Source organism: Streptomyces sp. AP-93 (assembly GCF_022808175.1).
Taxonomy (GTDB): domain Bacteria; phylum Actinomycetota; class Actinomycetes; order Streptomycetales; family Streptomycetaceae; genus Streptomyces.
In genome coordinates, this window is record NZ_JALGBX010000006.1 from 192,158 (window position 1) to 216,678 (window position 24,521).

The 24,521-nt window shown below is 73.2% G+C and carries 21 protein-coding genes and 1 riboswitch; of the genes, 14 read left to right on the forward strand and 7 right to left on the reverse strand.

What is annotated here, in order from left to right:
* Positions 1-14: 14 nt before the first annotated feature.
* Positions 15-905 (forward strand): succinate--CoA ligase subunit alpha, encoded by an 891-nt coding sequence (sucD, locus tag MTF69_RS12465; RefSeq protein WP_243333500.1) that lies wholly within the window; start codon positions 15-17, stop codon positions 903-905.
* Positions 906-1,011: 106 nt separating this feature from the next.
* On the opposite strand, the gene MTF69_RS43375 is transcribed toward sucD, so the two are convergent.
* Entirely contained in the window at positions 1,012-2,982 is a 1,971-nt protein-coding gene (locus tag MTF69_RS43375; RefSeq protein ID WP_308401395.1) for a helix-turn-helix domain-containing protein, read from the reverse strand.
* 119 nt (positions 2,983-3,101) lie between these two features.
* On the opposite strand from MTF69_RS43375, the gene MTF69_RS12475 reads away from it, so the two are divergent.
* Positions 3,102-4,817, forward strand: coding sequence for a DUF6350 family protein (locus MTF69_RS12475; RefSeq protein ID WP_243333502.1), 1,716 nt, complete (start codon positions 3,102-3,104; stop codon positions 4,815-4,817).
* Positions 4,818-4,821: 4 nt separating this feature from the next.
* Here MTF69_RS12475 and MTF69_RS12480 read toward each other — a convergent pair whose 3' ends face one another.
* Positions 4,822-5,529: a hypothetical protein gene (locus MTF69_RS12480; protein ID WP_243333504.1), complete on the reverse strand. Its 708-nt coding sequence runs from the start codon at positions 5,527-5,529 to the stop codon at positions 4,822-4,824.
* Positions 5,530-5,791: 262 nt separating this feature from the next.
* Between MTF69_RS12480 and purN the strand changes: the two genes are divergently transcribed.
* Together purN and purH are read left to right on the forward strand one after the other, a co-directional pair.
* Positions 5,792-6,415, forward strand: a complete 624-nt coding sequence (purN, locus tag MTF69_RS12485) for a phosphoribosylglycinamide formyltransferase (protein ID WP_243333506.1) — start codon at positions 5,792-5,794, stop codon at positions 6,413-6,415.
* 32 nt (positions 6,416-6,447) lie between these two features.
* Positions 6,448-8,037, forward strand: coding sequence for a bifunctional phosphoribosylaminoimidazolecarboxamide formyltransferase/IMP cyclohydrolase (gene purH / locus MTF69_RS12490; RefSeq protein WP_243333836.1), 1,590 nt, complete (start codon positions 6,448-6,450; stop codon positions 8,035-8,037).
* A 121-nt stretch (positions 8,038-8,158) separates the two neighbouring features.
* Here purH and MTF69_RS12495 read toward each other — a convergent pair whose 3' ends face one another.
* Complete coding sequence (locus MTF69_RS12495) at positions 8,159-8,638, reverse strand: hypothetical protein (protein WP_243333508.1); 480 nt, start codon at positions 8,636-8,638, stop codon at positions 8,159-8,161.
* 462 nt (positions 8,639-9,100) lie between these two features.
* Between MTF69_RS12495 and MTF69_RS12500 the strand changes: the two genes are divergently transcribed.
* Both MTF69_RS12500 and MTF69_RS12505 read left to right on the forward strand, forming a co-directional pair.
* The gene (locus MTF69_RS12500) at positions 9,101-9,964 is read left to right on the forward strand and encodes a bifunctional methylenetetrahydrofolate dehydrogenase/methenyltetrahydrofolate cyclohydrolase (RefSeq protein WP_243333511.1); all 864 of its coding nucleotides are present in this window, start codon (positions 9,101-9,103) and stop codon (positions 9,962-9,964) included.
* Positions 9,954-10,430, forward strand: coding sequence for a DUF3017 domain-containing protein (locus tag MTF69_RS12505; RefSeq protein ID WP_243333513.1), 477 nt, complete (start codon positions 9,954-9,956; stop codon positions 10,428-10,430). The genes MTF69_RS12500 and MTF69_RS12505 overlap by 11 nt, the downstream gene beginning before the upstream one ends.
* A 75-nt stretch (positions 10,431-10,505) precedes the next feature.
* Here the strand turns inward: MTF69_RS12505 and MTF69_RS12510 are convergent, their stop codons facing one another.
* Positions 10,506-12,401: a transposase gene (locus MTF69_RS12510; RefSeq protein ID WP_243333515.1), complete on the reverse strand. Its 1,896-nt coding sequence runs from the start codon at positions 12,399-12,401 to the stop codon at positions 10,506-10,508.
* Positions 12,402-12,919: 518 nt separating this feature from the next.
* Here MTF69_RS12510 and MTF69_RS12515 point away from each other — a divergent pair.
* The 4 genes from MTF69_RS12515 (at position 12,920) to MTF69_RS12530 (ending at position 17,197) form a co-directional block, all read left to right on the forward strand.
* Positions 12,920-13,909, forward strand: a complete 990-nt coding sequence (locus MTF69_RS12515; protein WP_243333517.1) for a malate dehydrogenase — start codon at positions 12,920-12,922, stop codon at positions 13,907-13,909.
* Between the two features lie 135 nt (positions 13,910-14,044).
* Positions 14,045-15,748, forward strand: a complete 1,704-nt coding sequence (locus MTF69_RS12520; RefSeq protein ID WP_243333527.1) for a hypothetical protein — start codon at positions 14,045-14,047, stop codon at positions 15,746-15,748.
* Entirely contained in the window at positions 15,738-16,148 is a 411-nt protein-coding gene (locus tag MTF69_RS12525) for a hypothetical protein (RefSeq protein WP_243333529.1), read from the forward strand. The genes MTF69_RS12520 and MTF69_RS12525 overlap by 11 nt, the downstream gene beginning before the upstream one ends.
* 2 nt (positions 16,149-16,150) lie before the next feature.
* Entirely contained in the window at positions 16,151-17,197 is a 1,047-nt protein-coding gene (locus MTF69_RS12530) for a serine/arginine repetitive matrix protein 2 (RefSeq protein WP_243333531.1), read from the forward strand.
* A gap of 20 nt (positions 17,198-17,217) precedes the next feature.
* Here MTF69_RS12530 and MTF69_RS12535 read toward each other — a convergent pair whose 3' ends face one another.
* Positions 17,218-17,706 (reverse strand): carboxymuconolactone decarboxylase family protein, encoded by a 489-nt coding sequence (locus MTF69_RS12535; protein ID WP_243333533.1) that lies wholly within the window; start codon positions 17,704-17,706, stop codon positions 17,218-17,220.
* 46 nt (positions 17,707-17,752) lie between these two features.
* On the opposite strand from MTF69_RS12535, the gene MTF69_RS12540 reads away from it, so the two are divergent.
* Positions 17,753-19,153, forward strand: coding sequence for a PLP-dependent aminotransferase family protein (locus MTF69_RS12540; RefSeq protein ID WP_243333534.1), 1,401 nt, complete (start codon positions 17,753-17,755; stop codon positions 19,151-19,153).
* Between the two features lie 138 nt (positions 19,154-19,291).
* Here MTF69_RS12540 and MTF69_RS12545 read toward each other — a convergent pair whose 3' ends face one another.
* Positions 19,292-20,131: a hypothetical protein gene (locus MTF69_RS12545; protein WP_243333838.1), complete on the reverse strand. Its 840-nt coding sequence runs from the start codon at positions 20,129-20,131 to the stop codon at positions 19,292-19,294.
* A gap of 115 nt (positions 20,132-20,246) precedes the next feature.
* Here MTF69_RS12545 and MTF69_RS12550 point away from each other — a divergent pair, with 115 nt between their 5' ends.
* Positions 20,247-20,558: a hypothetical protein gene (locus tag MTF69_RS12550; RefSeq protein WP_243333537.1), complete on the forward strand. Its 312-nt coding sequence runs from the start codon at positions 20,247-20,249 to the stop codon at positions 20,556-20,558.
* A gap of 6 nt (positions 20,559-20,564) precedes the next feature.
* Entirely contained in the window at positions 20,565-21,755 is a 1,191-nt protein-coding gene (locus MTF69_RS12555; protein WP_243333539.1) for a glutathionylspermidine synthase family protein, read from the forward strand.
* Positions 21,756-21,770: 15 nt separating this feature from the next.
* On the opposite strand, the gene rocD is transcribed toward MTF69_RS12555, so the two are convergent.
* Complete coding sequence (rocD, locus tag MTF69_RS12560) at positions 21,771-22,976, reverse strand: ornithine--oxo-acid transaminase (protein ID WP_243333549.1); 1,206 nt, start codon at positions 22,974-22,976, stop codon at positions 21,771-21,773.
* A gap of 109 nt (positions 22,977-23,085) precedes the next feature.
* Positions 23,086-23,176, forward strand: a riboswitch (ZMP/ZTP riboswitch).
* Between the two features lie 35 nt (positions 23,177-23,211).
* On the opposite strand from rocD, the gene glyA reads away from it, so the two are divergent.
* A complete protein-coding gene (gene glyA, locus MTF69_RS12565; protein ID WP_243333550.1) occupies positions 23,212-24,510 on the forward strand; it encodes a serine hydroxymethyltransferase in 1,299 nt (432 codons plus the stop codon).
* Positions 24,511-24,521: the final 11 nt, after the last annotated feature.

Genomic DNA, 24,521 nt, shown 5'->3' on the forward strand with positions numbered 1-24,521 from the left:
GGTCACAGACTCACATGGCTATCTTCCTCAACAAGGACAGCAAGGTCATCGTCCAGGGCATGACCGGTGCCACGGGCTTGAAGCACACCAAGCTGATGCTGGCTGACGGCACCAACATCGTCGGCGGCGTGAACCCGCGCAAGGCCGGCACCACCGTCGACTTCGATGGCACGGAGGTCCCGGTCTTCGGCTCCGTCGCCGAGGCGATGGAGAAGACGGGCGCCAACGTCTCCGTCCTCTTCGTCCCGCCGGCGTTCGCCAAGTCCGCCGTGGTCGAGGCGATCGACGCCGAGATCCCGCTGGCCGTCGTCATCACCGAGGGCATCGCGGTGCACGACTCCGCCGCCTTCTGGTCGTACGCGACCTCCAAGGGCAACAAGACGCGGATCATCGGCCCGAACTGCCCGGGTCTGATCACCCCCGGCCAGTCCAACGCCGGCATCATCCCGGGCGACATCACCAAGCCCGGCCGCATCGGTCTCGTGTCCAAGTCGGGCACGCTGACCTACCAGATGATGTACGAGCTCCGTGACATCGGCTTCTCCTCCGCCGTCGGCATCGGTGGCGACCCGGTCATCGGCACCACGCACATCGACGCCCTCGAGGCGTTCGAGGCGGACCCCGACACCGACCTGATCGTCATGATCGGCGAGATCGGCGGCGACGCCGAGGAGCGTGCGGCGGACTTCATCGCGAAGAACGTCACCAAGCCGGTCGTCGGCTACGTCGCGGGCTTCACCGCCCCCGAGGGCAAGACCATGGGTCACGCCGGAGCGATCGTCTCCGGTTCTTCTGGCACCGCACAGGCCAAGAAGGAAGCCCTGGAGGCCGCGGGCGTGAAGGTCGGCAAGACGCCGACCGAGACCGCGAAGCTGGCGCGCGAGATCCTGAACGCCGCGCAGTAGCAGCCGCCTTCGGCCGCACGTGCAGACGGGCGTGGCCCGCACCCTGTGAGGGGTGCGGGCCACGCCCGTTTCCGTACGCGGGGACGCCGGTCGTCCGGCCGTACCGCTATTCGAGGCTCGGCGCGATCCGGGACGGGCCGGCCGACGGGTCGGACAGCAGCTTGTCGTGGAGCTGCCGGCCCTCGTCCGTGAGCTGCTGCGGGCCGCTGTGCGGGGGCACGCCCGACACGCTCGCGCCGGGGGAGCGCGGAGGCTCGTACTCGGTCGGAGCGGTCACCCAGGTGTACGCCGTCGCCGCGGCGATGGCCGCCGTCACCCCGATCACCGCACGCGTCCACAGCCGTGTGCGGTGCTCGCCGGCCATCCGTACGACGGCTGCCGCGCGCGGCTCCAGCCGGAGCGCCGGCCGCAGCGTGCCGAGCCGATCGCGCAGCACCGCGGACTGCTTGGCGGGCGCTACGCCGTCCAGTTCGGGGAGCTGGTCGGCGAGGTCGGCGTGCGCGTTGACGAGCCGGCTGCCGGCGGTCGGCGTGGACGCCTCGGTCTCGGCGGCGGTGTCGGGGAGGTCCAGCCCGACGCCGTCGTAGAGCAGGACCGTGCGGCGGTGGGCCGGGGGCAGCCCGAGCATCGCGTCCAGCAGGACGCGGTCCGCGGGGTCGGCCGGGGGCTTGTCGGGGTGCCGGTGGGAACGCCGGAACCGGTGCCAGGGGGAGAGCGCGTACTCGTACGTGGCCGCGCGCACCCACCCGACCGGATCGGGATCGGTGGCGACCTCGGGCCAGCGCTCCCACGCCTGCTGGAAGGCGCGCTCCACGGCCTCACAGGCGAGTGCGTGACGGCCGGTGAGGAGGAAGGCCTGGCGGGCCAGGGCGGGGGCGGTGCGGTTGTAGAGGGCGTCGAAGGCGGAGACCGCCGTCACCGTCGGGGCGTCCTCGCCGGGGGCGTCCTGGGGAGCGTCCTCGGGGGCGGTACGGGCCTTCGCGGCCGGGCCGCCCGCCCTGCCGGCGCCTCCTTCGGGGTCCGCAGGTCCGGCGTCCTCGGCGGCCGAGGCGGAGTCCGGGGCGGGAGCCTTCGCGGCGGCCTTCCCGGCGGCGGGCGCGGGGTCCGCACCGGCGGCCGGCCCGGTGTCCGGCCCGGCCTGTCCCGGCCCGGTGGCCGACGTGGAGCCCGGCCCGGCCGGCGCGGCGGTCGTTCCGGAGTGCGGCCCGGAGTCCGGTCCGGCGCCTGAGCCGGTGTCAGGGGCCGTGCCCGTACCGGCGCCCGGGGGGAGGGAGCCCCCGGGACGGAGGGCTGCGAAGCCGCCTCCGCCGTGGCCGCCGCCCAGGGCGGCCCCGGCCTTGACGGCGGACTTGGCCTCGTGCCGGGGCACCCCGACGGGGGGCTTCGAGGCGCGCTTGACGGCGGCCTTGGGCCGGGTCTGCGCCCCGACGGGCCGGGTGGGTCCGCGCATCATGCGCAGCCCGAACCGGCCCTCGGGGGCGTCGGCGGCTGACACCGCGTCTGCGTCCGCGGAGGCGGCGCCGGTTGCCGCCCCGGCGTGCTCCGTGTCGCTGTCGAGCGGGCTCCCGGGCGCGATGCCCGGAGCTGACGCCGCGTCCGTGTCCGCCCCGGCGGTGCCGGTTCCACCGGAGGAGCCGACGCCGGACGAGCCGACGCCGGACGAGCCGGCCTGCGCTGCTCCCGCCTGCGGTGTGGCGGTGCCGTTGACCCATGCGGGCCGGGTGGGCGTACCGGTGGAGGCGCCCCCGGCCGCCCCGGCGGAGTCACCCCCGCCCTGCGCGGAGCCGCCCTCGGACCCGTCGGTCCGGGCCGTGGGGCCCGAGCCGTCGGTCCGGGCCGTGGGACCCGAGGGGGCGGAGCCGGCGGACTCGTCCGTGGACAGGCGGCTCAGGAGCTTGGAGTAGGCCTCCAGCTTGCGGCCCCGCGGGTGGGTGCGGCCGGTCTCCCAGGAGCGGACCGTGTTCGAGGTGACGCCCACCGCCGCCGCGACCTCTTCGTGCGTCAGGTCGGCCGCTTCGCGCAGGCGTCGGCGTTCCTTCGGGGTGGGGAGGCCCAGCTCCGTGACGCTTTGTGTCATGCCACACTCCCCGCGACCCGGACGCCCTGAGCGAAAAAGTACATAAACGTATATTGAGCGACACCACGGTCATTCGCCTGTTACCCGCCCATAGCGCGTGTCGTTGGCACCATGTCAGCGTGACCCAAGTGACCGAACGCGGGACCTCGTTGCCCATGCCCCCCAGGGCCCCCGCACGGCGCCGTTCACCGGCGGCCGCCGCGTGTGTCGTGGGTGGCGCCGTCGCCGCAGTGCTGGGGCTCGGCTTCCTCGCCGTGCTCGTCATCGTGCTGTGGATCAGCTCCCCCTTCCCCGACAGCGGTCCCGGTGGCGCCCTGCACCTCGCCGCGGGCCTCTGGCTGCTCGCCCACGGGACCGACCTCGTCCGCTACGAGACGCTCTCCGGGGTGCCGGCCCCCGTCGGCCTGACCCCGTTGCTGCTGGTGGCCCTGCCCGCGCTGCTCATCCGGCGCGCCGCCCGGCTGGGCAGCGCCGCGCAGGAGGACCGGGGCGCGGAGCCGCTGCCCGCGGGCGTGGTGTTCTGCGCCGTGCTCTGCGGCTACCTCGGGGTCGGCGCCCTGGCCGTCGTGTACGCCGCCGCCGGGCCGATGCCCGCCGACCCGATCAGCGCGGCCTGGCACCTCCCGGCCGTCGCCGCCCTCGCCGCCGCCGGCGGGGTCTGGGAGTACCGGGGGAGGCCGCTCGGGCAGCTGCCCGGCCGGCTCGCCCGGCCCCGCTACGCCCTCGCGCTGCGGGCCGGCGCCGGCGGGGTGCTGGTGCTCCTCGGCGGCGGAGCCGTGCTGGTCGGGGCCTCGCTGGCCTGGCGCGGGGCGGAGGTGCAGGGTTCCTTCGCGGCGCTGACCGGGGACTGGTCGGGCCGCTTCGCGGTGCTGCTGCTCGCGCTCGCGCTGATCCCGAACGCCGTCGTCTGGGGCGCCGCCTACGCCCTCGGTCCCGGCTTCGCGCTGGGCACGGGCGCCGCCGCGGCCCCGCTCGGCTTCGGCGGCTCGCCCGCGCTGCCGCGCTTCCCGCTGCTCGCGGCGCTGCCCGCGGAGGGCCCCGGCACGCCGCTGACCTGGGCCGTCGGCGCGGTGCCGGTGGTGGCCGGGCTGGCGGTGGGCTGGTTCGCGGTACGCCGGGCGCGCGACGTCTCGTACGGGGAAACCGCGCTCACGGCGGCGCTGGGCGCCCTGGTGTGCGCCCTAGCGACGGCCGCTCTCGCCGCGGCTTCGGCGGGGCCGCTCGGTTCCCGGGAGCTGGCCGCCTTCGGCCCCGTGTGGTGGCAGGCGGGCGGGGCGGCCCTGGGCTGGACCCTGGTCCTCGCGGTCCCGCTGGCCGTCACCGTGCACGCCTGGCGGAACCGGCCCGCGAGGGGCCTGGCCGGTGCCGGCTCCGAGGACGGCTGGCACGACAGCGGCGTGCGCGAGGTCCGCTGGGCGGCCCTGCGCCGTACGGCGGGCACCTTGATCCCGGACTTCTCCAGCACCCCGGCCGAGGGTGACGGGCAGCCCCCGGTCCGGATGCCGGAGGAAGCGTCCCGGCCGGTGCCCGCACCGCCGAAGCGTCCCGTGCTGGTCATGCCCGGCCTCAAGCTGGACCTGACCCCGATCCCGCTCCCCGCACTGCCCGCGGAGCCGCCGCCACCGGCCCCGCTCGTCCCGCCGGTCACCGGAGCCCGCGTACTGACCCGCCGGAAGCCCGCAGCGGAAACGGCAGCAGCGACGGAGCCGGCAGCGGCGACGGCAACGGCAGCAGCAACAGCAGCAGCAGCGACGGCAGCGGCAACGGACCCGGGGCAGGCCGCACCGACCGAACCGGACCGCCGGCCCGAGCCGGAGGCCGCCCGGATCGACTAGCCGGCTAGCGTTGGACCTCGAGCATCTTGCCGATGAAGTTGTCCGGCAGTAGGTCGTTGCACTGCAGCTCGGCCGGCTTGGTGAGGGCGTCCTGCTTGCAGACGTAGAAGTCCTTGTACGTGAGCTGCACCGCGTACGAGGACAGCGCCAGCAGGATCGCCAGCGAAGCCGTCACCAGGCCGCTCGCCGCCGCCGTCCGCTGGGGCCGGGCGGCGGCACCCAGCGCCGCCAGTCCGCCCCGGGCCGTACCGGGAGCCGCACCGGCAGCCGTGGCCGCACCGGCACCCGTATCCGTAGCGGCGCCCCTGACCGTCCCCGTGCCCACGTCCGACGCCGAGGCGCGCGCGCCCGGGGCGCCCTGCGCCCCGTCCCCGGACGGCTTCGCGGGGGCCGTCCCGCGCAGCGCGCTGATCCCCCAGTACAGGGCGAGCGCGCCCAGCAGCAGACCCATCGAGGGGATGCCGAAGACCCCGAAGAAGAAGCCCCACATACCGGCCAGCAGCGCGTACCGGGCCCGCCGCTGGATCGGGTCCGTGGGGTCCCAGCGCGCCGGTCCCGAGCCGGGGCCCGAGCCAGGTCCCGGCCCGGGGTTCTGCTTGTCGCCGCCGTCACTGCCGGCGCGCGGCTCCCAGAGCTGGTCGGGCCGGTCTTCCGGGGGCGCCGCGAAGGGGTTGTCGTCGGTGGGGCGGTCGGGCTGGGGGCGGTCCGGCATCGGGTGTGTTTCATCCCCTGTGTCGTGGACGCCGCTGGGACGTCCGAGGCCTGTTTACGGCGTGTACGCCAGACGCTACCGCCCGCCCGTCCCCCCGTCCCTCGGGGGCCGTCCGGTGTGCCGGTATCGTTGCAGGCGGTCGATGGCTTCGTAGGGTCCCCCGTATCTCGGGGGTCCGAGTTTTCATGTGATCGCACAAGACGAACGACGCGCCCCCGGTTCACGCCGGGAGGCGCCCCCGCTCGACGAGAAAGGGCCTCCCATGGCCGCCTCCCGCCTGGTCGTGCTGGTCTCCGGATCCGGCACCAACCTCCAGGCCCTGCTCGACGCCATCGACGCCCACCCCGGCGGACCCGAGGGCTTCGGCGCCGAAGTCGTCGCCGTGGGAGCAGACCGCGAGAACATCGCCGGCCTGGAGCGCGCCGAGAAGGCCGGGATCCCCACCTTCGTGTGCCCGGTCAAGGCGTACGCGAGCCGTGCGGAGTGGGACGCCGCCCTGACCGAGGCCACCGACGCGCACGCGCCGGACCTGGTGGTCTCGGCGGGGTTCATGAAGATCGTCGGGCCGGAGTTCATCGGCCGCTTCGGCGGCCGGTTCGTCAACACCCACCCCGCCCTCCTCCCGGCGTTCCCGGGCGCCCACGGCGTACGGGACGCCCTCGCCTACGGCGCGAAGGTCACCGGCTGCACCGTCCACTTCGTGGACGCGGGCGTGGACACCGGTCCGATCATCGCCCAGGGTGTGGTCGAGGTCCGGGACGAAGAGGACGAAGCCGCTCTCCATGAGCGGATCAAGGAAGTCGAGCGCGAGCTGCTCGTCGACGTCGTGGGGCGCCTGGCCCGGCACGGCTACCGCATCGAGGGACGAAAGGTAACAATCCAGTGACCGCCGCAGAGGCCGCAGGGACCGCAGAGACCGTGACCGCAGAGGGCGAGGACCTCGCCGCGTCGAAGCGCCCGATCCGGCGCGCGCTCATCAGCGTCTACGACAAGACGGGACTGGAAGAGCTGGCCCGCGGTCTGCACGAGGCGGGTGTCGCGCTCGTCTCGACCGGCTCCACCGCTTCGAAGATCGCCGCCGCCGGGGTGCCCGTCACCAAGGTCGAGGAGCTGACCGGCTTCCCCGAGTGCCTGGACGGCCGGGTCAAGACCCTGCACCCGCGCGTGCACGCCGGCATCCTCGCCGACCTGCGCCTGGAGGACCACCGCAACCAGCTCGCCGAGCTGGGCGTCGAGCCCTTCGACCTGGTGATCGTCAACCTCTACCCCTTCCTCGCGACCGTCCAGTCGGGCGCGACCCCGGACGAGTGCGTGGAGCAGATCGACATCGGCGGCCCCTCGATGGTCCGCGCCGCCGCCAAGAACCACCCCTCGGTGGCCGTGGTCACCAGCCCGGCGCGCTACGCCGACGTGCTGACCGCCGCCCAGGGCGGCGGTTTCGACCTCACCGCCCGCAAGCGGCTCGCGGCCGAGGCCTTCCAGCACACCGCCGCCTACGACGTGGCCGTGGCCTCCTGGTTCACGAACGCGTACGCCCCGCAGGCCCCCGAGGACACGGCCGCGCTGCCCGAGTTCCTCGCCGGCGCCTGGGAGCGCAAGTCCACCCTCCGCTACGGCGAGAACCCGCACCAGGCGGCCGCCCTGTACACGGACGGCTCGCCGGGCGGGCTCGCCAACGCCGAGCAGCTGCACGGCAAGGAGATGTCCTACAACAACTACGTGGACACCGACGCGGCCCGCCGCGCCGCCTACGACCACGAAGAGCCCTGCGTCGCGATCATCAAGCACGCCAACCCCTGCGGCATCGCGGTGGGCAAGGACGTCGCCGAGGCCCACCGCAAGGCGCACGCCTGCGACACGGCCTCCGCCTTCGGCGGGGTCATCGCCGTCAACCGTCCGGTGAGCGTCGAGCTCGCCGAGCAGGTCGCGGAGATCTTCACCGAGGTCATCGTGGCCCCCGACTTCGAGCCGGGCGCCGTCGAGGTCCTGGCGAAGAAGAAGAACATCCGCGTCCTGAAGGTGGCGGGTGCTCCGCACCAGCCGGCCGAGCTCAAGCCCATCTCCGGCGGCGTGCTGCTCCAGCAGTCCGACCTCGTCCAGGCCGAGGGCGACGACCCGGCCAACTGGACGCTGGCCACCGGCGAGGCCCTGTCCGCCGACGAGCTCGCCGACCTGGCCTTCGCGTGGAAGGCCTGCCGCGCCGTCAAGTCCAACGCGATCCTGCTCGCCAAGGACGGCGCCTCGGTCGGCGTCGGCATGGGCCAGGTCAACCGCGTCGACTCCGCGAAGCTGGCCGTCGAGCGGGCGGGCGCCGAGCGCGCGCAGGGCTCGTACGCCGCCTCCGACGCCTTCTTCCCCTTCCCGGACGGGCTGGAGATCCTGACGGCCGCGGGCATCAAGGCCGTGGTCCAGCCGGGCGGTTCGATGCGCGACGAACTGGTCATCGAGGCCGCGAAGGCGGCGGGCGTGACGATGTACCTCACCGGGACCCGTCACTTCTTCCACTGAGTCACCGAGCTGCCGAGTCCGGCGCTCACCCGTCAGACGGCGAAGGCCGCGTACCGCAGCAGTGCGGTACGCGGCCTTCGCCGTGCGCGGTACCGGTACGAGCGGTCGTACCGGAGCCGGTCTAGTACTGCGGGCGCTTGAAGTAGACGCCCGCGGCGGAGTTGGCCAGACCGACGACGATCCAGACGCCCAGGCCGAGCGAGATCAGCGTGAGGACCACCGAGAACATGACGGCGCCGGCGGCGGCGGCGGAGCCGTGCGCGCTGCTGAGCGAGATCAGGTTGCCGACCAGGCCGAAGAGGGCGAACAGGACCTGCAGCGAGCCGAAGATGATGCCGGAGACCCGCACGCCGCCGCGGCCCTTGCCCAGCTTGGCGGCGGTCAGGATCGGCCACAGCGAGAAGCCGACGAGGACGATGCCGATGATGACGAGGACGACGCTCAGCGCGGTGCCCGCGTCGCTCGACGAGGAGCTGGAGTCGGAGAATTCGGAGGCGAACAGGGCGCCGACGAGGGCGACGGCCACGCCGCCGAGGGCCTGGATGATCCCGAGGATCCAGAGGATGACCCGCGCCCCCTTGACCCCGCCCGGCATCGGCATCGGCGAGCCCGGGTAGCCGGGGACGCCCGGGTAGGCGCCTGCTGCGGGTAGGCGTAGCCGCCCTGGGCGGGGATGCCCTGGGGGGCCTGCGGGGGGGGTAGCCGTAGGCGGGCTGGCCGCCCTGCGGCTGCTGCGCGTACGGGTTGTTCGGGTCGCCGAAGCTCATCTGGGGTGTTCCTCCGTGGGAGTGCGGGGACGCACGGCACGCGCGGAGGATTCACTGCAAGTCGTGCGGCCCGCCCCCCGGCACTGCTCGCGGCACTACTGATCCCCGCATCGTCGTCCCGCCGGGCCGGGCTTGTCCAGCCGGGACACCGTCCGCCCGTCACTCGTTGTGCAAGTGCAACGAAGCCGGACAGGCCCTGCGGAAGCCGCGGCCGGATCCCCGGCTGGAGCCGCGACCGGATCCGCACCCGGATCCGCGACTGGATCCGGGACCGCTCCATCCGGGAGGATGGGGTCATGACTGCCCAGATTCTCGACGGCAAGGCCACCGCAGCCGCGATCAAGTCCGAACTGACCGCCCGCGTGGCGGCGCTCAAGGCCCGGGGCATCACCCCCGGCCTCGGCACCCTGCTGGTCGGCGACGACCCGGGCAGCCGCTGGTACGTCAACGGCAAGCACAAGGACTGCGCCGAGGTCGGCATCGCCTCCCTGCAGCGCGAACTGCCCGCGACGGCCTCCCAGGAGGACATCGAGGAGGTCGTGCGGGAGCTGAACGCCAACCCGGAGTGCACCGGCTACATCGTGCAGCTCCCGCTCCCCAAGGGCATCGACACCAACCGCGTCCTGGAGCTCATGGACCCGGAGAAGGACGCCGACGGCCTGCACCCGATGTCACTCGGCAGGCTGGTCCTGAACGAGCCGGGCCCGCTCCCGTGCACCCCGTACGGGATCGTCCAGCTGCTGCGCCACCACGGCGTCGAGATCAACGGCGCGCACGTGGTGCTCCTCGGCCGCGGCATCACGGTCGGGCGCTCCATGGGCCTGCTGCTCACCCGCAGGTCGGAGAACGCCACGGTGACGCTGTGTCACACCGGCACCCGGGACCTGGCCGCCCAGCTGCGCCAGGCCGACATCATCGTCGCGGCCGCCGGCGTGCCGCACCTGGTCAAGCCGGAGGACGTGAAGCCGGGCGCGGCCGTGCTCGACGTCGGCGTCAGCCGGGACGAGAACGGCAAGATCGTCGGGGACGTGCACCCCGGCGTTGCGGACGTGGCCGGCTGGATCTCCCCGAACCCGGGCGGCGTCGGCCCGATGACCCGGGCGCAGCTGCTCGTCAACGTGGTCGAGGCGGCCGAGCGGGCGGTTCCCCGTGCCGGCTGAGCGCGAGCCGGAGCGCACCACCGTCCCCGATCCCGGTTCCGCTCGCGCCAAGGCAGTCGCCGCGGAGGAGCCGCCGGGGTCCAAGTCCCGCCGCTTCCCCTCCGTCACCCGGGACACCGCCCGTCCCGAGGGCGGCGGCCGGGCCGCGCCGGGCGACGCTCCGGCTCCGGCCCGGCAGTGGCCGATGCTGGCCGTCCTCACCGCGACGGCCGCCGGACTGCTGCTCACCGCGATGGGCCATCCGCGCATCGGCTGCCTGCTGATCGGCGCCGCGCTGATCGCGGGCGCGGTGATGCGCAGCCTGCTGCCCTCCGTGGGCATGCTCGCGGTGCGCTCCCGCTTCACGGACATGGTCACGTACGGCCTGCTGGGCGCGGCGATCACGCTGCTCGCCCTGGTCATGGAGCCCAATCCGATTCTGGACGTCCCCTTCCTGGAGACCGCGGTCCGCTTCACGGTCCGCTGAGCCCGCAGCCGCGGGAGGGCGGCCGAGGCCGCCGGAGCGCCGGTCGCCGGCCCCAGGGTCGGATAGCGTCTCTGATCAGCTGCGCGATCCCGTGCAAGACGTGGTGTCTTGTGTGGGTTCTGTCCATCGTGGAGGGGTGGCGTGGGTGTGCAGGTGGAAGCCTGCGCCCAGTGCTGCTCCTCGTGGCCGGTGTGGGCCGGTGGTGGGTGTGCTGATCGTGGTCACGTTCTGGTGCCGGTGGGCTGCGCGGGGCAGCCTGGTCCGGCCCGTTGGTACGTGTCCCTCCGGACGCTTGCCCGCCGGCCCCGAGGGGGTGGTAGGGGAGGGTGCCCTGCGTCGCCTGGGCGCGGGGCGTGTGGTTGACGGCCGGGTGGGCCCGGTCTTGGACCGGTCCCTCCGGCTGGTGGTGGCCGTCGCTGTGATCACGGCGCGGGTTTCGAGGATGTCCACGACCGTGCGGATGGCCATGGTGCCGGTGGTGCGGTCGGTGACGGTCCTGGCCTGGTGGGTGAGGCCGCGCGCGGCGATGCGCTGCCATGCGCCTTGGTCGCGGTCGCCCTGGTATCCGCAGGATGGGCAGATCGCCCATTTCCATCCCGGGGTGGTGGGCCGGTCCGGGGCCGTGCGGTGCCGCAATGGGAGAAGACACCGCGGGCAGGGCTTGGAGGTGTTCCTCGCGGGCACGGTGGCGACGGCGATGCCGCTCTCGGCGGCGAGGTGCCGCATCCGGTCGACGATCATCCCGCGCACCGTCTGGGAGAGGCGGGTGTTCATCTTGCGGCCCGTGCCTCGGGCTTCCATCGAGCGGAGGTCTTCGATGTAGATGACGGATGCTCCGGCGGCAATGGCCTGATCGACAGCCCAGCGGGCGGCGGCCCGGGCGAGCGCGTCGTTGAGGTTCGACCGCCGGGCGCTGACGCGCCGGATCTCCTCGGCCAGCACCGCGTGCTTGGCTGTCAGGGGGTGTCCGGTGCCGCACCCGGTGAGCCTCTCGTAGTGGTCCGCTTTGGTGTGCAGGTGCTCCGACAGACGCCGCAGCCGGTGCTGTTTGGCCAGGACCCCGCCGGTACGGAACATGGCACCGGTTCCGAGGGCGGTGATCTGCCCGTCATCGTGCAGCCGGGCGGCCCCGGCGGACAGCAGGGTGTTCAGGCCCCAGTCCACACCGAGCGCGACCGCATGTCCGGCCAGCCGGGCCTTGGGAACGGCATGGGTGTAGGCGAGATCGGCCCGCACCCTTCCCTGGTGGATGCGCAGGGTGGGCAGGTGCAGTACCGCGCCGGCGGGGATCGTGGGCGACAACGTGATCGGGCAGGCCACCCACGTCCAGTCCCGGTACGACCGGGGGTCGGGCCGGGTGGGGAGCTGCAACCTCAGCATCGCCCGGCCCGGGCCATCCGCCCGCTCGATGGTGGCCTGCTGCCCGTCACATGCCGACAGCAGCAGCATCCGGCCCGTGTGGGGTGCGGCTTCCAGCTCGAAGACGTCGGCCGGAAGACGGCCATGCTTCCGGAGGAACGCGGCTATCTGCCGGGTGCGGGAGTTGATCACACTGGACGGCAGATGGAGCCCGCCCGGCACCGCCTCACGCACCGAGTCCCACTCTTCGGGCGTCCGCTTGCCGGGGTCTGTGGGCCAGGACACGACCACCCCGGCAGTCAGATCGGTCCGCCACTTCACCGACCGCAACGTACGCCCAGCCTGCTCCTGAGCCATGCGGACGATCCGGTCATTGACCTTCACGCCTTCGGCCGGGGCGACGGTCCAGCCCAGGCGGCGCAACGCCATCCACGCGTTCGACGGCAGCCGCTTGCCCCCGGCGTCCTGTCCGGAGGCAAGCACCTCTACATCACCGGCGCTCCAGTGGAGGAACGTCAGCTCAGCCGCCATGGCGGACACCAAGTCCACGGCCCAGCCGGCCCTGTCCGCCAGTGCAGCGGCAGACAGGATGTGGCCGCTCTTCTCGTCCACCCCGGTCCGCAGCAGGCCTCGAACACAAGCGGTCCGAGCGGTCTGCCTCTCGGCGAGTGGCACTTTCCGAGTCAACACCCGCCTCCTGCCGTCCGGTGCTGTCATCCGATCAACGACACCCCGCACGAAAGGTCACCCTTTCGAACCGCGAACTTCCATCGGACGCCCACCCGAGACGGACATTGAAATATGTGAACCTGGCGGCGGATGTCTCTTCACGGCAACCTCCGAGGATGCCCGGCCTTCAGGCCGGGTAGGGTGCGTGTTGTGCGCTGTGAGGACCAGGCGCGTGCAACGTGCTGAGCGAGAACCACGTCGGCGCGACAACTTTCAAAACTTCATGTAACCGGGCTGGTTTCAACCTGGCTGGTGTTGATCGTGGAAGAGTCGGTTGCCCGCTGGGCGACCGAGCGGCGTGAGCCAGGAATCCCCCTGCTTCGGCGGGGGGAGGATTCGAGTCAAGATCCACTAGGCCGGGGCAGGGACGCCCCACCGTCAGCTGTCTAACGGAGAAGGTCATGACCCGCACTCCCGTGAATGTCACCGTCACCGGCGCCGCCGGCCAGATCGGCTACGCGCTGCTCTTCCGCATCGCGTCGGGCCACCTGCTCGGCGCGGACGTGCCGGTCAAGCTCCGTCTTCTGGAGATCCCTCAGGGCATGAAGGCCGCCGAGGGCACCGCCATGGAGCTCGACGACTGCGCCTTCCCGCTGCTCGCCGGCATCGACATCTTCGACGACCCGAACAAGGGCTTCGAGGGTGCCAACGTCGCGCTGCTGGTCGGTGCCCGCCCGCGCACCAAGGGCATGGAGCGCGGTGACCTGCTCTCCGCCAACGGCGGCATCTTCAAGCCGCAGGGCGCCGCGATCAACGCGAACGCCGCGGACGACATCAAGGTCCTGGTCGTGGGCAACCCGGCCAACACCAACGCGCTCATCGCGCAGGCCGCCGCCCCGGACGTACCGGCCGAGCGCTTCACCGCGATGACCCGCCTGGACCACAACCGCGCGATCTCGCAGCTGGCCGCCAAGACCGGCGCCGCCGTCTCCGACATCAAGCGCCTGACCATCTGGGGCAACCACTCGGCGACCCAGTACCCGGACATCTTCCACGCGGAGATCGCCGGCAAGAACGCCGCCGAGCTGGTCAACGACCAGGCCTGGCTGTCCGACGACTTCATCCCGACCGTCGCCAAGCGCGGCGCGGCGATCATCGAGGCCCGCGGCGCGTCCTCGGCCGCCTCGGCCGCCAACGCCGCCATCGACCACGTCCACACGTGGGTCAACGGCACCGCGTCGGGCGACTGGACCTCCATGGGCATCCCGTCGGACGGCTCCTACGGCGTCCCGGAGGGCATCATCTCCTCCTTCCCGGTCACCACCAAGGACGGCCGCTACGAGATCGTCCAGGGCCTGGACATCAACGAGTTCTCCCGTGCGCGCATCGACGCGTCCGTGGCGGAGCTCGTCGAGGAGCGCGACGCGGTGCGCGAGCTCGGCCTGATCTGATCGTTTTCGTACGGCCCGGCCGCGCAGGCCCCCGTACGAGCGGTACGAACACCGAAACGCCCCGGCCAAACCTGGCCGGGGCGTTTGGCGTGAATCGTTCTGTCGCCGCATGGAGGGGAACCCTAGGGTCGGTCGGTGACCGAGAACGCGATTCCCCAGCAGCCCGGCGGCAGTTGGGCCGGTCCCTCCGCGGGCCGCCCCCCGGTGCACCCCTCCCTGAGCGAGGCCGGCCGCTTCCTGTGCGCGGGGACGTACCTCGACGCCGGGTACCGCGACCGGGTCATCGACGAGCTGTACGTCCACGAGGAACGGATCGTCGCCCCCTCCTACGGCTACGACGCCTCCCGGGTCCTCGCCCACGCACTGCGCGCCCGCCGCGCCGAACTCGGCTGGGCCGCCGGAGTCCTCGGGGCCTGGTTCGTCGGCTCCCTGCTCACGGGCGGCGCCCTCGCCGCGCTGATCGTGCCCTTCCTGCTGCTGAGCCTCGCCGACTGGCTGCGGGCCCGGAACGTCCCGGTGCTGCGGTTCCTGTCCGTGGTCCTGCGGATCTATGCCTGGTGGGTACTGGTCTTCGTCCTGTTCGCCCTCGGCATCGGCGGGTTCGCGCTGTTCAGCCTCCTGGACGAGGTGGGAGGGGGCGGCCTGCCGTTCGCCCCGACGGGCGGGGACTTCGCGGCCACCGCCGTCCTGTGGTGGCTGCCGGTGGTCTTCGCCGGGGTGGTCACGGTCGTGGGGCTCCAGCGCGGACACGTCTTCCGGACCATCGCGACCGACCTCTCCGAGCGCCGCTACGCCGACCACGCGAACGATGCGGCCGAAGCCGCCGATGGGGCGCGCTTCCAGCGGGTCCGCCAGCGCATCCGGGCCGAGCAGCACGCGCCGATGATCATGTACGACGTCAACGACCCGTTCTGCGGGGCGGGTGATCCCTTCCGGCCCTGGCAGCTGTCCGTGGAACTGCGCCCGCGCGAGGACCTCGGCCCCGACCGCAAGCCCGTCGCGGTCACCAACGCCCACATCCTGGCGCGGATCGTGCCGCTGCTGGAGCGCCTGCGGGTGCCCTCCCCGCACGGTTCCCCGGAGCAGGCCGCCGCCGTGGGCGACCGGATGCGCGAACTGGTCCTGGACGAGTGCGTGTTCCTGCCCGCGGGCGGGCTGCCGCACCGGGACACCGCGCAGGTCGTGCACGGGCAGTTCGGCGAGCAGCGGGCCGCCGCCATCGAGGAGGGCGGCGAGCGCCGCCGGCACTTCCTGCGCGTACGGGTGGGCGGCTGGGACGAGAACCTCGTCGTCACCGTCTTCGTACGGGTCCACACGCAGGGCGGGATGATGATGCTGGAGGTGGCCCCGCACGTGCTGCTGCCCGTCCGGACCGACTTCCACAACGCGGACGCGGACGCCCAGCGCTACCGCAACAACAGCGGGTTCGGCAAGGCCGTCTGGGCCCTGCGCCACACGCCCCGCTCCCTCGCGTCCTCCGCGACCACGCTGGGCCGCGGCCTGGCGAGCTGGTGGCGGATCGCCACCGGCGGCCACGGCGGGGCCCGGCCCGAGGGGCCGCGGGTGTCGGTGCGCGACCTGGCCTCCGAGGACAACGGCTCGCTCTTCCACCTGATGGACCTCGACCGCTTCCTGAAGACCGTTCAGGACCGGGTCGTCGGGGGCGTCGTCGTCGCGCTGCACGAAGCGGGCTGGCACACGGAGGAGTTCGCGCAGCGCGCGGTCAACGTCGCCGAGGGCGGGGTGTTCATCCAGGCGGTGAACCACAGCGCCTTCAGCGTCGGCGGCACCAACAACACCAACAGCACGAAGGGCAAGGGGAGTGCCGGTGGCAACTGAAAACGGCGGTACGGGTACGAGTACGGGTGCGGGCGCGGCCGGGCAGGAGCCCGCGGTCCGCATCGGCGACGTCACGGGCAGCGCCTTCAGCATCGGCGGCGGCAACAACACCAACACCGTGCACCACGGGGGAGCGGGGGCGGACACCGTAGGGCCGCAGGCCCTCCTCGACGCCGTACTGGAGCTGCGCGCGGCCCTCGTACGGCTGCCGCGGGGCGAGGACAGGGCGGCGCTCGACGCCGAACTGGACGGGGTCGCGGAGGGACTGGAAGGAGCCGAGGAGATCCGGCCCGGCCTGGTCCCCCGGCTCCGCGGGGCCCTGGAACGGTGGGCTCCGCTGGTGGACTCGGTCAGCGCCGCGACCGCCCTGGCCGGGCTCCTGACCACCCTGGGAGGCTGACCGTGCCCCCGCAGGACGCCCCCCGCTGGGACCCCGCAACCCAACGCTGGGTCACGGACCCCCACCCGACCCCACCCCCGAGCCACGACCCACCCCCGACCCCGCCGCCGCCCCCGGGCTACGACCCGGCCGCAGGCCAGGCTCCGGCCCCTGCCCCGGGCCACGATCCGGCCGCAGGCCAGGCTCCGGGCTACGGCCCGGCCCCCGCTCCGGGCCACGGCCCGGCCTCGGGCCCGGCTCCGGGGCCCGGGCCGGGTGGGTACGGCCCGGGGGCGGCGGCGCCGCAGGACCCGTACCCGTACCCCACGTATCCGCACCCGCAGCCCGTACAGCCGGCGTACCCCACCCCGCCCCGGCCCGCGCGGGCCGCCGGCCGGTGGCTGACGCCGACCACGGCGGCCGTCGCGGTGGCCGCGCTCGCGATCGGCGCGGCGACCGTGTGGTTCGTGGCGCGGGACACCGGCGAGCAGCCACCGCAGGCGGGGCCGACGGTTTCCAGCGCCCCGCCGAGCGGGGAGGGTTCGCCGACCCCCTCGGCGACGGCCACCCGCTCCCCGTCGCCGACGGGCAGCGGCAGCGGCAGCCCCACCCCCAGCCCGAGCGGCAGCGACCCCGCCCACGAGACCGTGCGCGACGCGAAGGGGTTCACCGTCGCCGTCCCCGCGGGGTGGCTCCGGGAGGAGGCCGCCGCGGGGGTCTTCTACCGCTCTCCCGACCGCACCGCCCTGGTTCAGATCTTCCAGGTCAGCGAGCCCGAACTGACCCCGCTCGCGGCCGTCCAGGGCGCCTCCGCCTACCTGCGCGCCCAGACCACCGGCTACCAGGAGATCCGCGTGGGCCCGGCCCAGGGCGCCCCCGAGGGCGGGGAGCTGGTCTACGAGTACGACAGCACGGAGTCACACGGCCGGCGCCGCGGCGTGGAACGGGTCTTCGTCGCCGAGGACGGCAAGAAGTGGGCCGTCCTGACGGCCGGCCCGGCGCCGGACTGGACGCTCACCCAGTCCCACCACAAGGCCGCACTGACCGCCTTCCGCCCAACGGGCGGCTGACACCGCGCGCGAGGATGGGGTTATTTGTACATCCCCGGGGTGTAGTGCCCCGGGGTCAGGCGGGTGGTGACGCCGATGCGGTTCCAGACGTTGATCGCGGCGATCAGGGCGATCACCTGGGCCAGTTCCTTCTCCTCGAAGTGCCGCGCGGCCCGTTCGTAGACCTCGTCGGGAACGAAGCCGTCGGTCAGGACGGTCACGGCCTCCGTCAGCTCGATCGCGGCGAGCTCCTTCTCCGTGTAGAAGTGCCGCGACTCCTCCCAGGCGCCGAGCAGCAGCAGCCGCTCCACGTCCTCGCCCGCCGCAAGGGCGTCCTTGGAGTGCATGTCGATGCAGAAGGCGCAGTGGTTGATCTGCGAGGCGCGCAGTTTGACGAGCTCGACGAGGGCCGGGTCCAGCCCCTTGGCGGCGGCCGCGTCCAGGGCCACGGCGGCCTTGTAGAACTCCGGGGCGAGCTTCGCCAGCTGCATGCGGGGGGTGTGCTCGGGTGCCTTCTCGGTGTGGTTCATGGATCCAACCTACGAGCCGGGCGGCCCGCCTATATGGTCCATTTCCATGACGGAATCGTGGGCCACTTTCGGCGCGGACCTGCATCTGGAACCGGTCCCCGGGCGCGGTGTCCGGGCCGGGCTCACCGAGGCGCTGCGCGAGGCCGCGCGCAGCGGGCGGCTGGCCCCCGGGACCCGGCTGCCCTCGTCGCGGTCGCTCGCGGCGGACCTCGGGATCGCCCGCAACACCGTCGCCGAGGCCTACGCCGAGCTCGTCGCAGAAGGCTGGCTGACGGCGCGACGCGGCTCCGGGACCCGGGTCGCGGAGCGGGCCCGGGTCGGGGTACGGCGTCCCGCGGCGGCCGTGCCCGTACGGCGCCCCGTGCGCGCGCAGACCTCGTACAGCCTGAAGCCCGGCTCCCCGGACCTGGGCGGTTTCCCGCGCGCCGCCTGGCTTGCGGCGGCCCGGCGGGCGCTGACCGTGGCCCCGAACGAGGCCTTCGGGTACGCGGACCCGCGCGGCCGGGTGGAGCTGCGCGAGGCGCTCGCCGGGTACCTGGCGCGGGCCCGCGGGGTGTACGCGGACCCCGAACACATCGTGCTGTGCGCGGGCTTCGGCCAGGGCCTGCTGCTGCTCGCGAGGATGCTGCGGGCCAGCCGGGTCCGCGAGATCGCGGTGGAGGGCTACGGGCTGGACGTGCACCGGGAGACGCTGACCGGCGCCGGGCTGCGGACGCGGCCGCTGGCGGTGGACGGCGCGGGGGCGCGCACCACGGAGCTGGCCGGTTCGGGCGCGGGGGCGGTCCTGCTGACGCCGGCGCACCAGTTCCCGACGGGCGCCGCGCTGACGCCCGGGCGGCGGGCGGCGGCGGTGGACTGGGCCCGGTCCACGGGCGGGCTGATCCTGGAGGACGACTACGACGGGGAGTTCCGCTACGACCGCCAGCCGGTGGGCGCGCTCCAGGGGCTGGACCCGGACCGGGTGGTCTACCTGGGCACGGCGAGCAAGTCCCTGGCACCGGGGCTGCGCATGGGCTGGATGGTGGCGCCGGGGCCGCTGCTGAACGAGGTGCTCGCGGTGAGGGGCCGGTCCGACTGGAGCTCCAGCGCGCTGGACCAGCTCACGCTCGCGGAGTTCATCCGGTCGGGGGCGTACGACCGGCACGTGCGGGAGATGCGGCTGCGCTACCGGCGGCGGCGCGACGAGCTGGTGGCGGCCGTCGGGGACCGCGCGGCGGTCTCCGGCATCGCCGCGGGTCTGCACGCGGTGCTGGACCTCCCGCCGGGCGGTGAGCGGGCGGCCCTGCGGTCGGCCGCCTGGCAGGACCTGGGCCTGTTGCCGCTGTCGTTCTTCCGCCACCCGCAGGCGGACATGCCTCCGCGCGAGGCCCTGGTCGTCGGCTTCGGGACGCCGTCCCAGAGCGCCTGGGCTCCGACCCTGGCCGCGCTGGTCGCTGCGCTCCCCTGACGGGCCCCGTCATGGCGGGGTTCCCTGCGGGGCAGTCCCCTACCCGCCCTTCCACCGTTCCCCGGGCTCTGCCCGGACCCGGTCCTCAAACGCCGGACGGGCTGAAGCACCCTGGGGCTCCGCCCCAGACCCCGGTCCTCACACGCCGGACGGCTGAAATGGCTCCGCCGGGGGTTCGCCGAAGCGGGCCAGGGCCAGGGATCCGGCCACGGCGATCAGGAAGCCCGCGACCGCCAGCCAGGTCAGGCCCTCGCGGGTGCGGTCGCCCAGCCAGGCCACGCCCACCACCGCCGGCCCGATCGTCTCGCCCAGCACCAGCCCGGCCGTCGCCGCCGTCACCGAGCCGCGCTGGAGGGCCGAGGTGAGCAGCAGGAACGCGGAGCCGCCGCCGAGCAGCAGTGCGTAGAACGCCGGGTTGGACAGCGCGGAGAGCGAGATGTCGTCGATGAGCCGGACCGCCACCTCCACCACCCCGAAGCCCGTTCCGGCGGCCAGACCCAGCGTCAGCGCCCGGCTGCGGTCCGGCAGCCCGCCCGCCACGGCACCGACCACCAGCACCAGCCCCGCCACCGCCAGCAGCCCCAGCTTCAGCGCGAGCGTGCCCTTGCCGGAGCCTTCTTCCCCGGACGAGAGCCCCAGCATCAGCAGCCCCGCGCACACCACCCCGACCGCGCCCCACTCCGTCCCGCTCAGCCGCACCCGCAGCAGCCGCGCGGCGACCACCGCGGTCACCGCGAGGCTGGCCGCGAGGGCCGCGCCCACCGCGTAGATCGGGATGTGCCGCAGCGCGATGATCTGGAGGACGAAGCCGATCCCGTCCAGGCAGAGTCCGGCGATATAGCGCCACTGGCGCAGCGCCCGCAGGAAGAGCGCGGCGTCGACCCCCGAGCCCGTCCCCGGCACCGCCGCCCGCGTCGCCACCGCTTGCAGGACCGACGCCGTGCCGAAGCAGATCGCCGCACCGAGCGCGCAAATCATCCCAATGAGCACGAACCGACTCTAGGTCACGGATCCCACGTCGGCCGGATTCCGTCGGCCGGTGCGGCCGTTCTAGTCTGTGCGCAGCCGGCCACCCAGGGGGAGCGAACAGTCCATGGACAGCAGCAGCACCGACACCACCCGCACCAAGCGCCGCATGCGCTCCGGCACTGTCGCCCTCGGCGGCATGGGCCTGCTCGCCGCGGCCCTGGTGGCCTGCGGGAGCAGCAACGAGCCCGACAAGCGCTGCGCGGACCGCGCCACCCTGGAGAAGCTGAACTCCAAGGAGTGCAAGAGCGGCGGCCGCGGTGCGTTCTACTACGGCGGCACCGTCGCGAAGAACAAGGTCACCGGAGGCAGCTTCGACAAGTCCGCCGTCACCCGCGGCGGCATCGGCGGCAGCCACAAGAGCTCCTCGGGCGGCTGATCCAGCGTGAAGCGCCACACCATCGAGCCCCGCCCCGACTGGCAGAAGACCGTCGAGGAGCAGGGGCTGATCTACCCCCTGACCCGCTACCCCGACGACTCCCTGCGCCCGTACTGGGACGAGAGCGCGTACTACTCCTTCAGCCTTCCCGAGGTCGAGGCGCTGGAGAACGTCGTCGAGGAGCTGCACGCCATGTGCCTGGCCGCGGCCCAGCACATAGTCGACCACGACCGCTTCGCCGACCTCGGCATCACCGACCCGAAGCTGGCCGCGCTGATCGCCGAGTCCTGGCGGCGCCGCGCCGAACAGCCCTCGCTCTACGGCCGCTTCGACCTGCGCTACGACGGCACCGGCAGCCCCGCCAAGATGCTGGAGTACAACGCCGACACCCCCACCTCCCTCGTGGAGGCGGCCAGTCCGCAGTGGTTCTGGATGGAGGAGCGCTTCCCCGGCGCCGACCAGTGGAACTCCCTCCACGAGCGGCTCGTCGACGCCTGGCGGCGCCAGGCGGAGCTGCTGCCGCCCGGCCCGGTGCACTTCGCGCACTCCGAGACCGACGAGCTCGGCGAGGACCTGATGACGGTCGCCTACCTCCAGGAGACCGCCGAGCAGGCCGGCATCGACACGCGGGAGCTGTCGGTGGAGGCGATCGGCTGGGACTCCCTGTCCGGCCGGTTCGTCGACGAGAAGCTCGGCTTCATCCGCGCGATCTTCAAGCTCTACCCGTGGGAGTGGCTGGCCACCGACGAGTTCGCCCCGCAGGTCCTCGGCACGTACGACCACGGCGGTGGCTCCGGCACCACCGCCTGGATCGAGCCGCTGTGGAAAATGCTGCTCTCCAACAAGGCGCTGCTGGCGGTCCTGTGGGAGCTCTTCCCCGAGCACCCCAACCTGCTCCCCGCCTACCTGGACGGCCCGCGCGAGCTCGCCACGACCAGCGGCTACGCGGCGAAGCCGCTGCTGGGCCGCGAGGGCGCGGGCGTCACCCTGCACCCGGTCGGCGGCGAGCCGTTCGCACCGGAGCAGGACGAGACGTACGTCTTCCAGGGCCTCGCCCCGCTGCCCGACTTCGACGGCAACCGGGTGGTGCTCGGTGCGTGGGTCGTCGAGGACGAGTCGGCGGGCCTCGGCATCCGCGAATCGGCGGGGCCGGTCACGGACGAGTACGCCCGCTTCCTGCCCCACGTCATCCTCTAGATCCCCTGGCGGCAGCTAGGCGCCGAGGACCGACCTGAGCTGGTCCAGCCCCCAGTCCAGGTCCTCCTTGGAGATCACCAGCGGCGGTGCGATCCGGATCGTCGACCCATGGGTGTCCTTGACCAGCACGCCGAGCTCCATCAGCTTCTCGGAGATCTCCCGGCCGGTGCCGCGCGACGGGTCGATGTCCACGCCCGCCCACAGCCCGCGGCCCCGTACGGCGGTCACCGCGCCGCCGCCGACCAGCAGGTTCAGCTCCCGGTGCAGGTGGTCGCCGAGCTCGGTGGCGCGCTGCTGGTACTCGCCGGTGCGCAGCATCGCGATGACCTCCAGGGCGACGGCGCACGCCAGCGGGTTGCCGCCGAAGGTGGAGCCGTGCTCGCCCGGCCTGAACACGCCGAGCACGTCCAGGTCGGCAACCACCGCCGACACCGGCACGACCCCGCCGCCCAGCGCCTTGCCGAGGATGTACACGTCGGGGACGACGTCCTCGTGTTCGCACGCGAAGGTCTTGCCGGTGCGGCCCAGGCCCGACTGGATCTCGTCGGCCATGAACAGGACGTTCCGCTCGCGCGTCAGTTCCCGTACGCCCCGCAGGTATCCGGCCGGCGGTACGAGGACGCCGGCCTCGCCCTGGATCGGCTCCAGGAGCACGGCGACGGTGTTGGAGGTGACGGCGGCGGCGAGCGCGGTGAGGTCCCCGTACGGGACGATCTCGAAGCCGGGGGTGTACGGGCCGTAGTGGTCGCGGGCCTCGTGGTCGGTGGAGAACGACACGATGGTCGTCGTGCGGCCGTGGAAGTTGTCGGCCGCCACCACGATCTTGGCGTGTCCGTCCGGTACGCCCTTGACCTCGTACCCCCACTTGCGGGCGGTCTTCACCGCCGTCTCCACGGCCTCCGCACCGGTGTTCATCGGCAGTACGGCCTCCTTGCCGCACAGCGCCGCGAGCTCGGTGCAGAAGTCCGCGAAGCGGTCGTGGTGGAAGGCGCGGGAGGTCAGGGTGACCCGCTCCAGCTGGGCGTGGGCGGCGTCGAGCAGGCGCCGGTTGCCGTGGCCGAAGTTCAGGGCGGAGTAGCCGGCGAGCATGTCGAGGTAGCGGCGGCCCTCCACGTCGGTCATCCAGGCGCCCTCCGCGGTGGCGACGACGACGGGCAGGGGGTGGTAGGTGTGCGCGCTGTGCGCGTCGGCGGAGCGGATGGCATCAGCAGTTGTCGACACGGGGTCTCCGATCGTCCGTCAAGCCGGTGACGAGGGTGGCGTCACTGTCCATCCTCGCTCGAATACCGGACGGAGAAACCTTTCTCGTGGCGTGGCCGCTAAGGTGTCGGACACGCACGGCGACTGGCGCACGGAGAACCAACTCCGGGGGAGCCGTGCGCGCACGACCGCATACAGGGCCGCTCGCCTGGGCCTCGCGGGGACGAGATCCGACATCGACCCCGGAGGAGCCGCCATGAGCGCGAACCACCACCACCCGTACCGCCACCCCGCCCACAGCCACCCTTCCCTTTGGGCGACCGACCCCGAGCTGGCGTCCTTCGTCGCCGCCGAGGAGACCCTCCAGGCGGAGACCCTCCGCCTCATCCCGAGCGAGAACTACGTGTCCTCGGCCGTGCTGGAGGCCTCCGGCACCGTGCTGCAGAACAAGTACAGCGAGGGCTACCCGGGCCGCCGCTACTACGAGGGCCAGCAGAACATCGACCGCATCGAGGCGCTGGCCGTGGAGCGGGCGAAGGGCCTCTTCGGAGTCGACCACGCCAACGTGCAGCCGTACTCCGGCTCGCCCGCCAACCTCGCGGTCTACCTGGCCTTCGCGAAGCCCGGCGACACGGTGATGGGCATGGCGCTGCCGATGGGCGGGCACCTGACGCACGGCTGGGGGGTCTCGGCGACGGGCTCCTGGTTCCGCGGCGTGCAGTACGGGGTCCAGGCGGAGACCGGCCTCATCGACTACGACGCGGTACGGGACCTCGCGCTGGCGGAGCGGCCCAAGCTGATCTTCTGCGGCGGTACGGCGCTCCCGCGCACGATCGACTTCGAGGCGTTCGCGTCGATCGCGAAGGAGGCGGGCTCGGTCCTGGTCGCCGACGTGGCGCACATCGCCGGCCTGATCGCGGGCGGGGCGCACCCCTCCCCGGCGGGTCACGTGGACGTGATCTCGACGACCACCCACAAGACCCTGCGCGGCCCGCGCGGCGCGATGCTGATGTGCCGCGAGGAGCACGCGAAGGCCATCGACAAGGCGGTCTTCCCGGGCCTCCAGGGCGGCCCGCACAACCAGACGACGGCGGGCATCGCCGTGGCGCTCCACGAGGCGGCGCAGCCCTCGTTCGTGTCGTACGCGCACGCGGTCGTGGCCAACGCGAAGGCGCTGGCCGCCGCTCTGCTGGAGCGGGGCTTCGACCTCGTCTCCGGCGGTACGGACAACCATCTGATCCTGATCGACCTCACGGGGAAGTCGGTGTCCGGCAAGATCGCGGCGAAGGCGCTGGACCGGGCGGGGATCGTCGTCAACTACAACACGGTGCCGTTCGACCCGCGCAAGCCCTTCGACCCGTCGGGGATCCGGATCGGCACGCCGTCGCTGACCTCCCGAGGTCTCGGGGTCGAGCACATGCCGGTGGTCGCCGACTGGATCGCGGGGGCCGTCTCCGCGGCTGCCCTTGGCGATGAGGCGGCCCTCGGCGCGATCCGCTCCGCGGTGGCCGACCTGATGGCCGCCTTCCCGGCGCCGGGCCTGCCGGTCGCCTGACCCGTTCAGCC

Excerpts from the sequence above, each read along its gene's own strand:
- sucD (WP_243333500.1), top strand. The coding sequence starts at position 15 with ATGGCTATCTTCCTCAACAAGGACAGCAAGGTCATCGTCCAGGGCATG.
- MTF69_RS43375 (WP_308401395.1), bottom strand. The coding sequence starts at position 2,982 with ATGACACAAAGCGTCACGGAGCTGGGCCTCCCCACCCCGAAGGAACGC.
- MTF69_RS12480 (WP_243333504.1), bottom strand. The coding sequence starts at position 5,529 with ATGCCGGACCGCCCCCAGCCCGACCGCCCCACCGACGACAACCCCTTC.
- purN (WP_243333506.1), top strand. The coding sequence starts at position 5,792 with ATGGCCGCCTCCCGCCTGGTCGTGCTGGTCTCCGGATCCGGCACCAAC.
- MTF69_RS12495 (WP_243333508.1), bottom strand. The coding sequence starts at position 8,638 with ATGCCGATGCCGGGCGGGGTCAAGGGGGCGCGGGTCATCCTCTGGATC.
- MTF69_RS12500 (WP_243333511.1), top strand. The coding sequence starts at position 9,101 with ATGACTGCCCAGATTCTCGACGGCAAGGCCACCGCAGCCGCGATCAAG.
- MTF69_RS12515 (WP_243333517.1), top strand. The coding sequence starts at position 12,920 with ATGACCCGCACTCCCGTGAATGTCACCGTCACCGGCGCCGCCGGCCAG.
- MTF69_RS12535 (WP_243333533.1), bottom strand. The coding sequence starts at position 17,706 with ATGAACCACACCGAGAAGGCACCCGAGCACACCCCCCGCATGCAGCTG.
- MTF69_RS12540 (WP_243333534.1), top strand. The coding sequence starts at position 17,753 with ATGACGGAATCGTGGGCCACTTTCGGCGCGGACCTGCATCTGGAACCG.
- MTF69_RS12545 (WP_243333838.1), bottom strand. The coding sequence starts at position 20,131 with ATGATTTGCGCGCTCGGTGCGGCGATCTGCTTCGGCACGGCGTCGGTC.
- MTF69_RS12550 (WP_243333537.1), top strand. The coding sequence starts at position 20,247 with ATGGACAGCAGCAGCACCGACACCACCCGCACCAAGCGCCGCATGCGC.
- glyA (WP_243333550.1), top strand. The coding sequence starts at position 23,212 with ATGAGCGCGAACCACCACCACCCGTACCGCCACCCCGCCCACAGCCAC.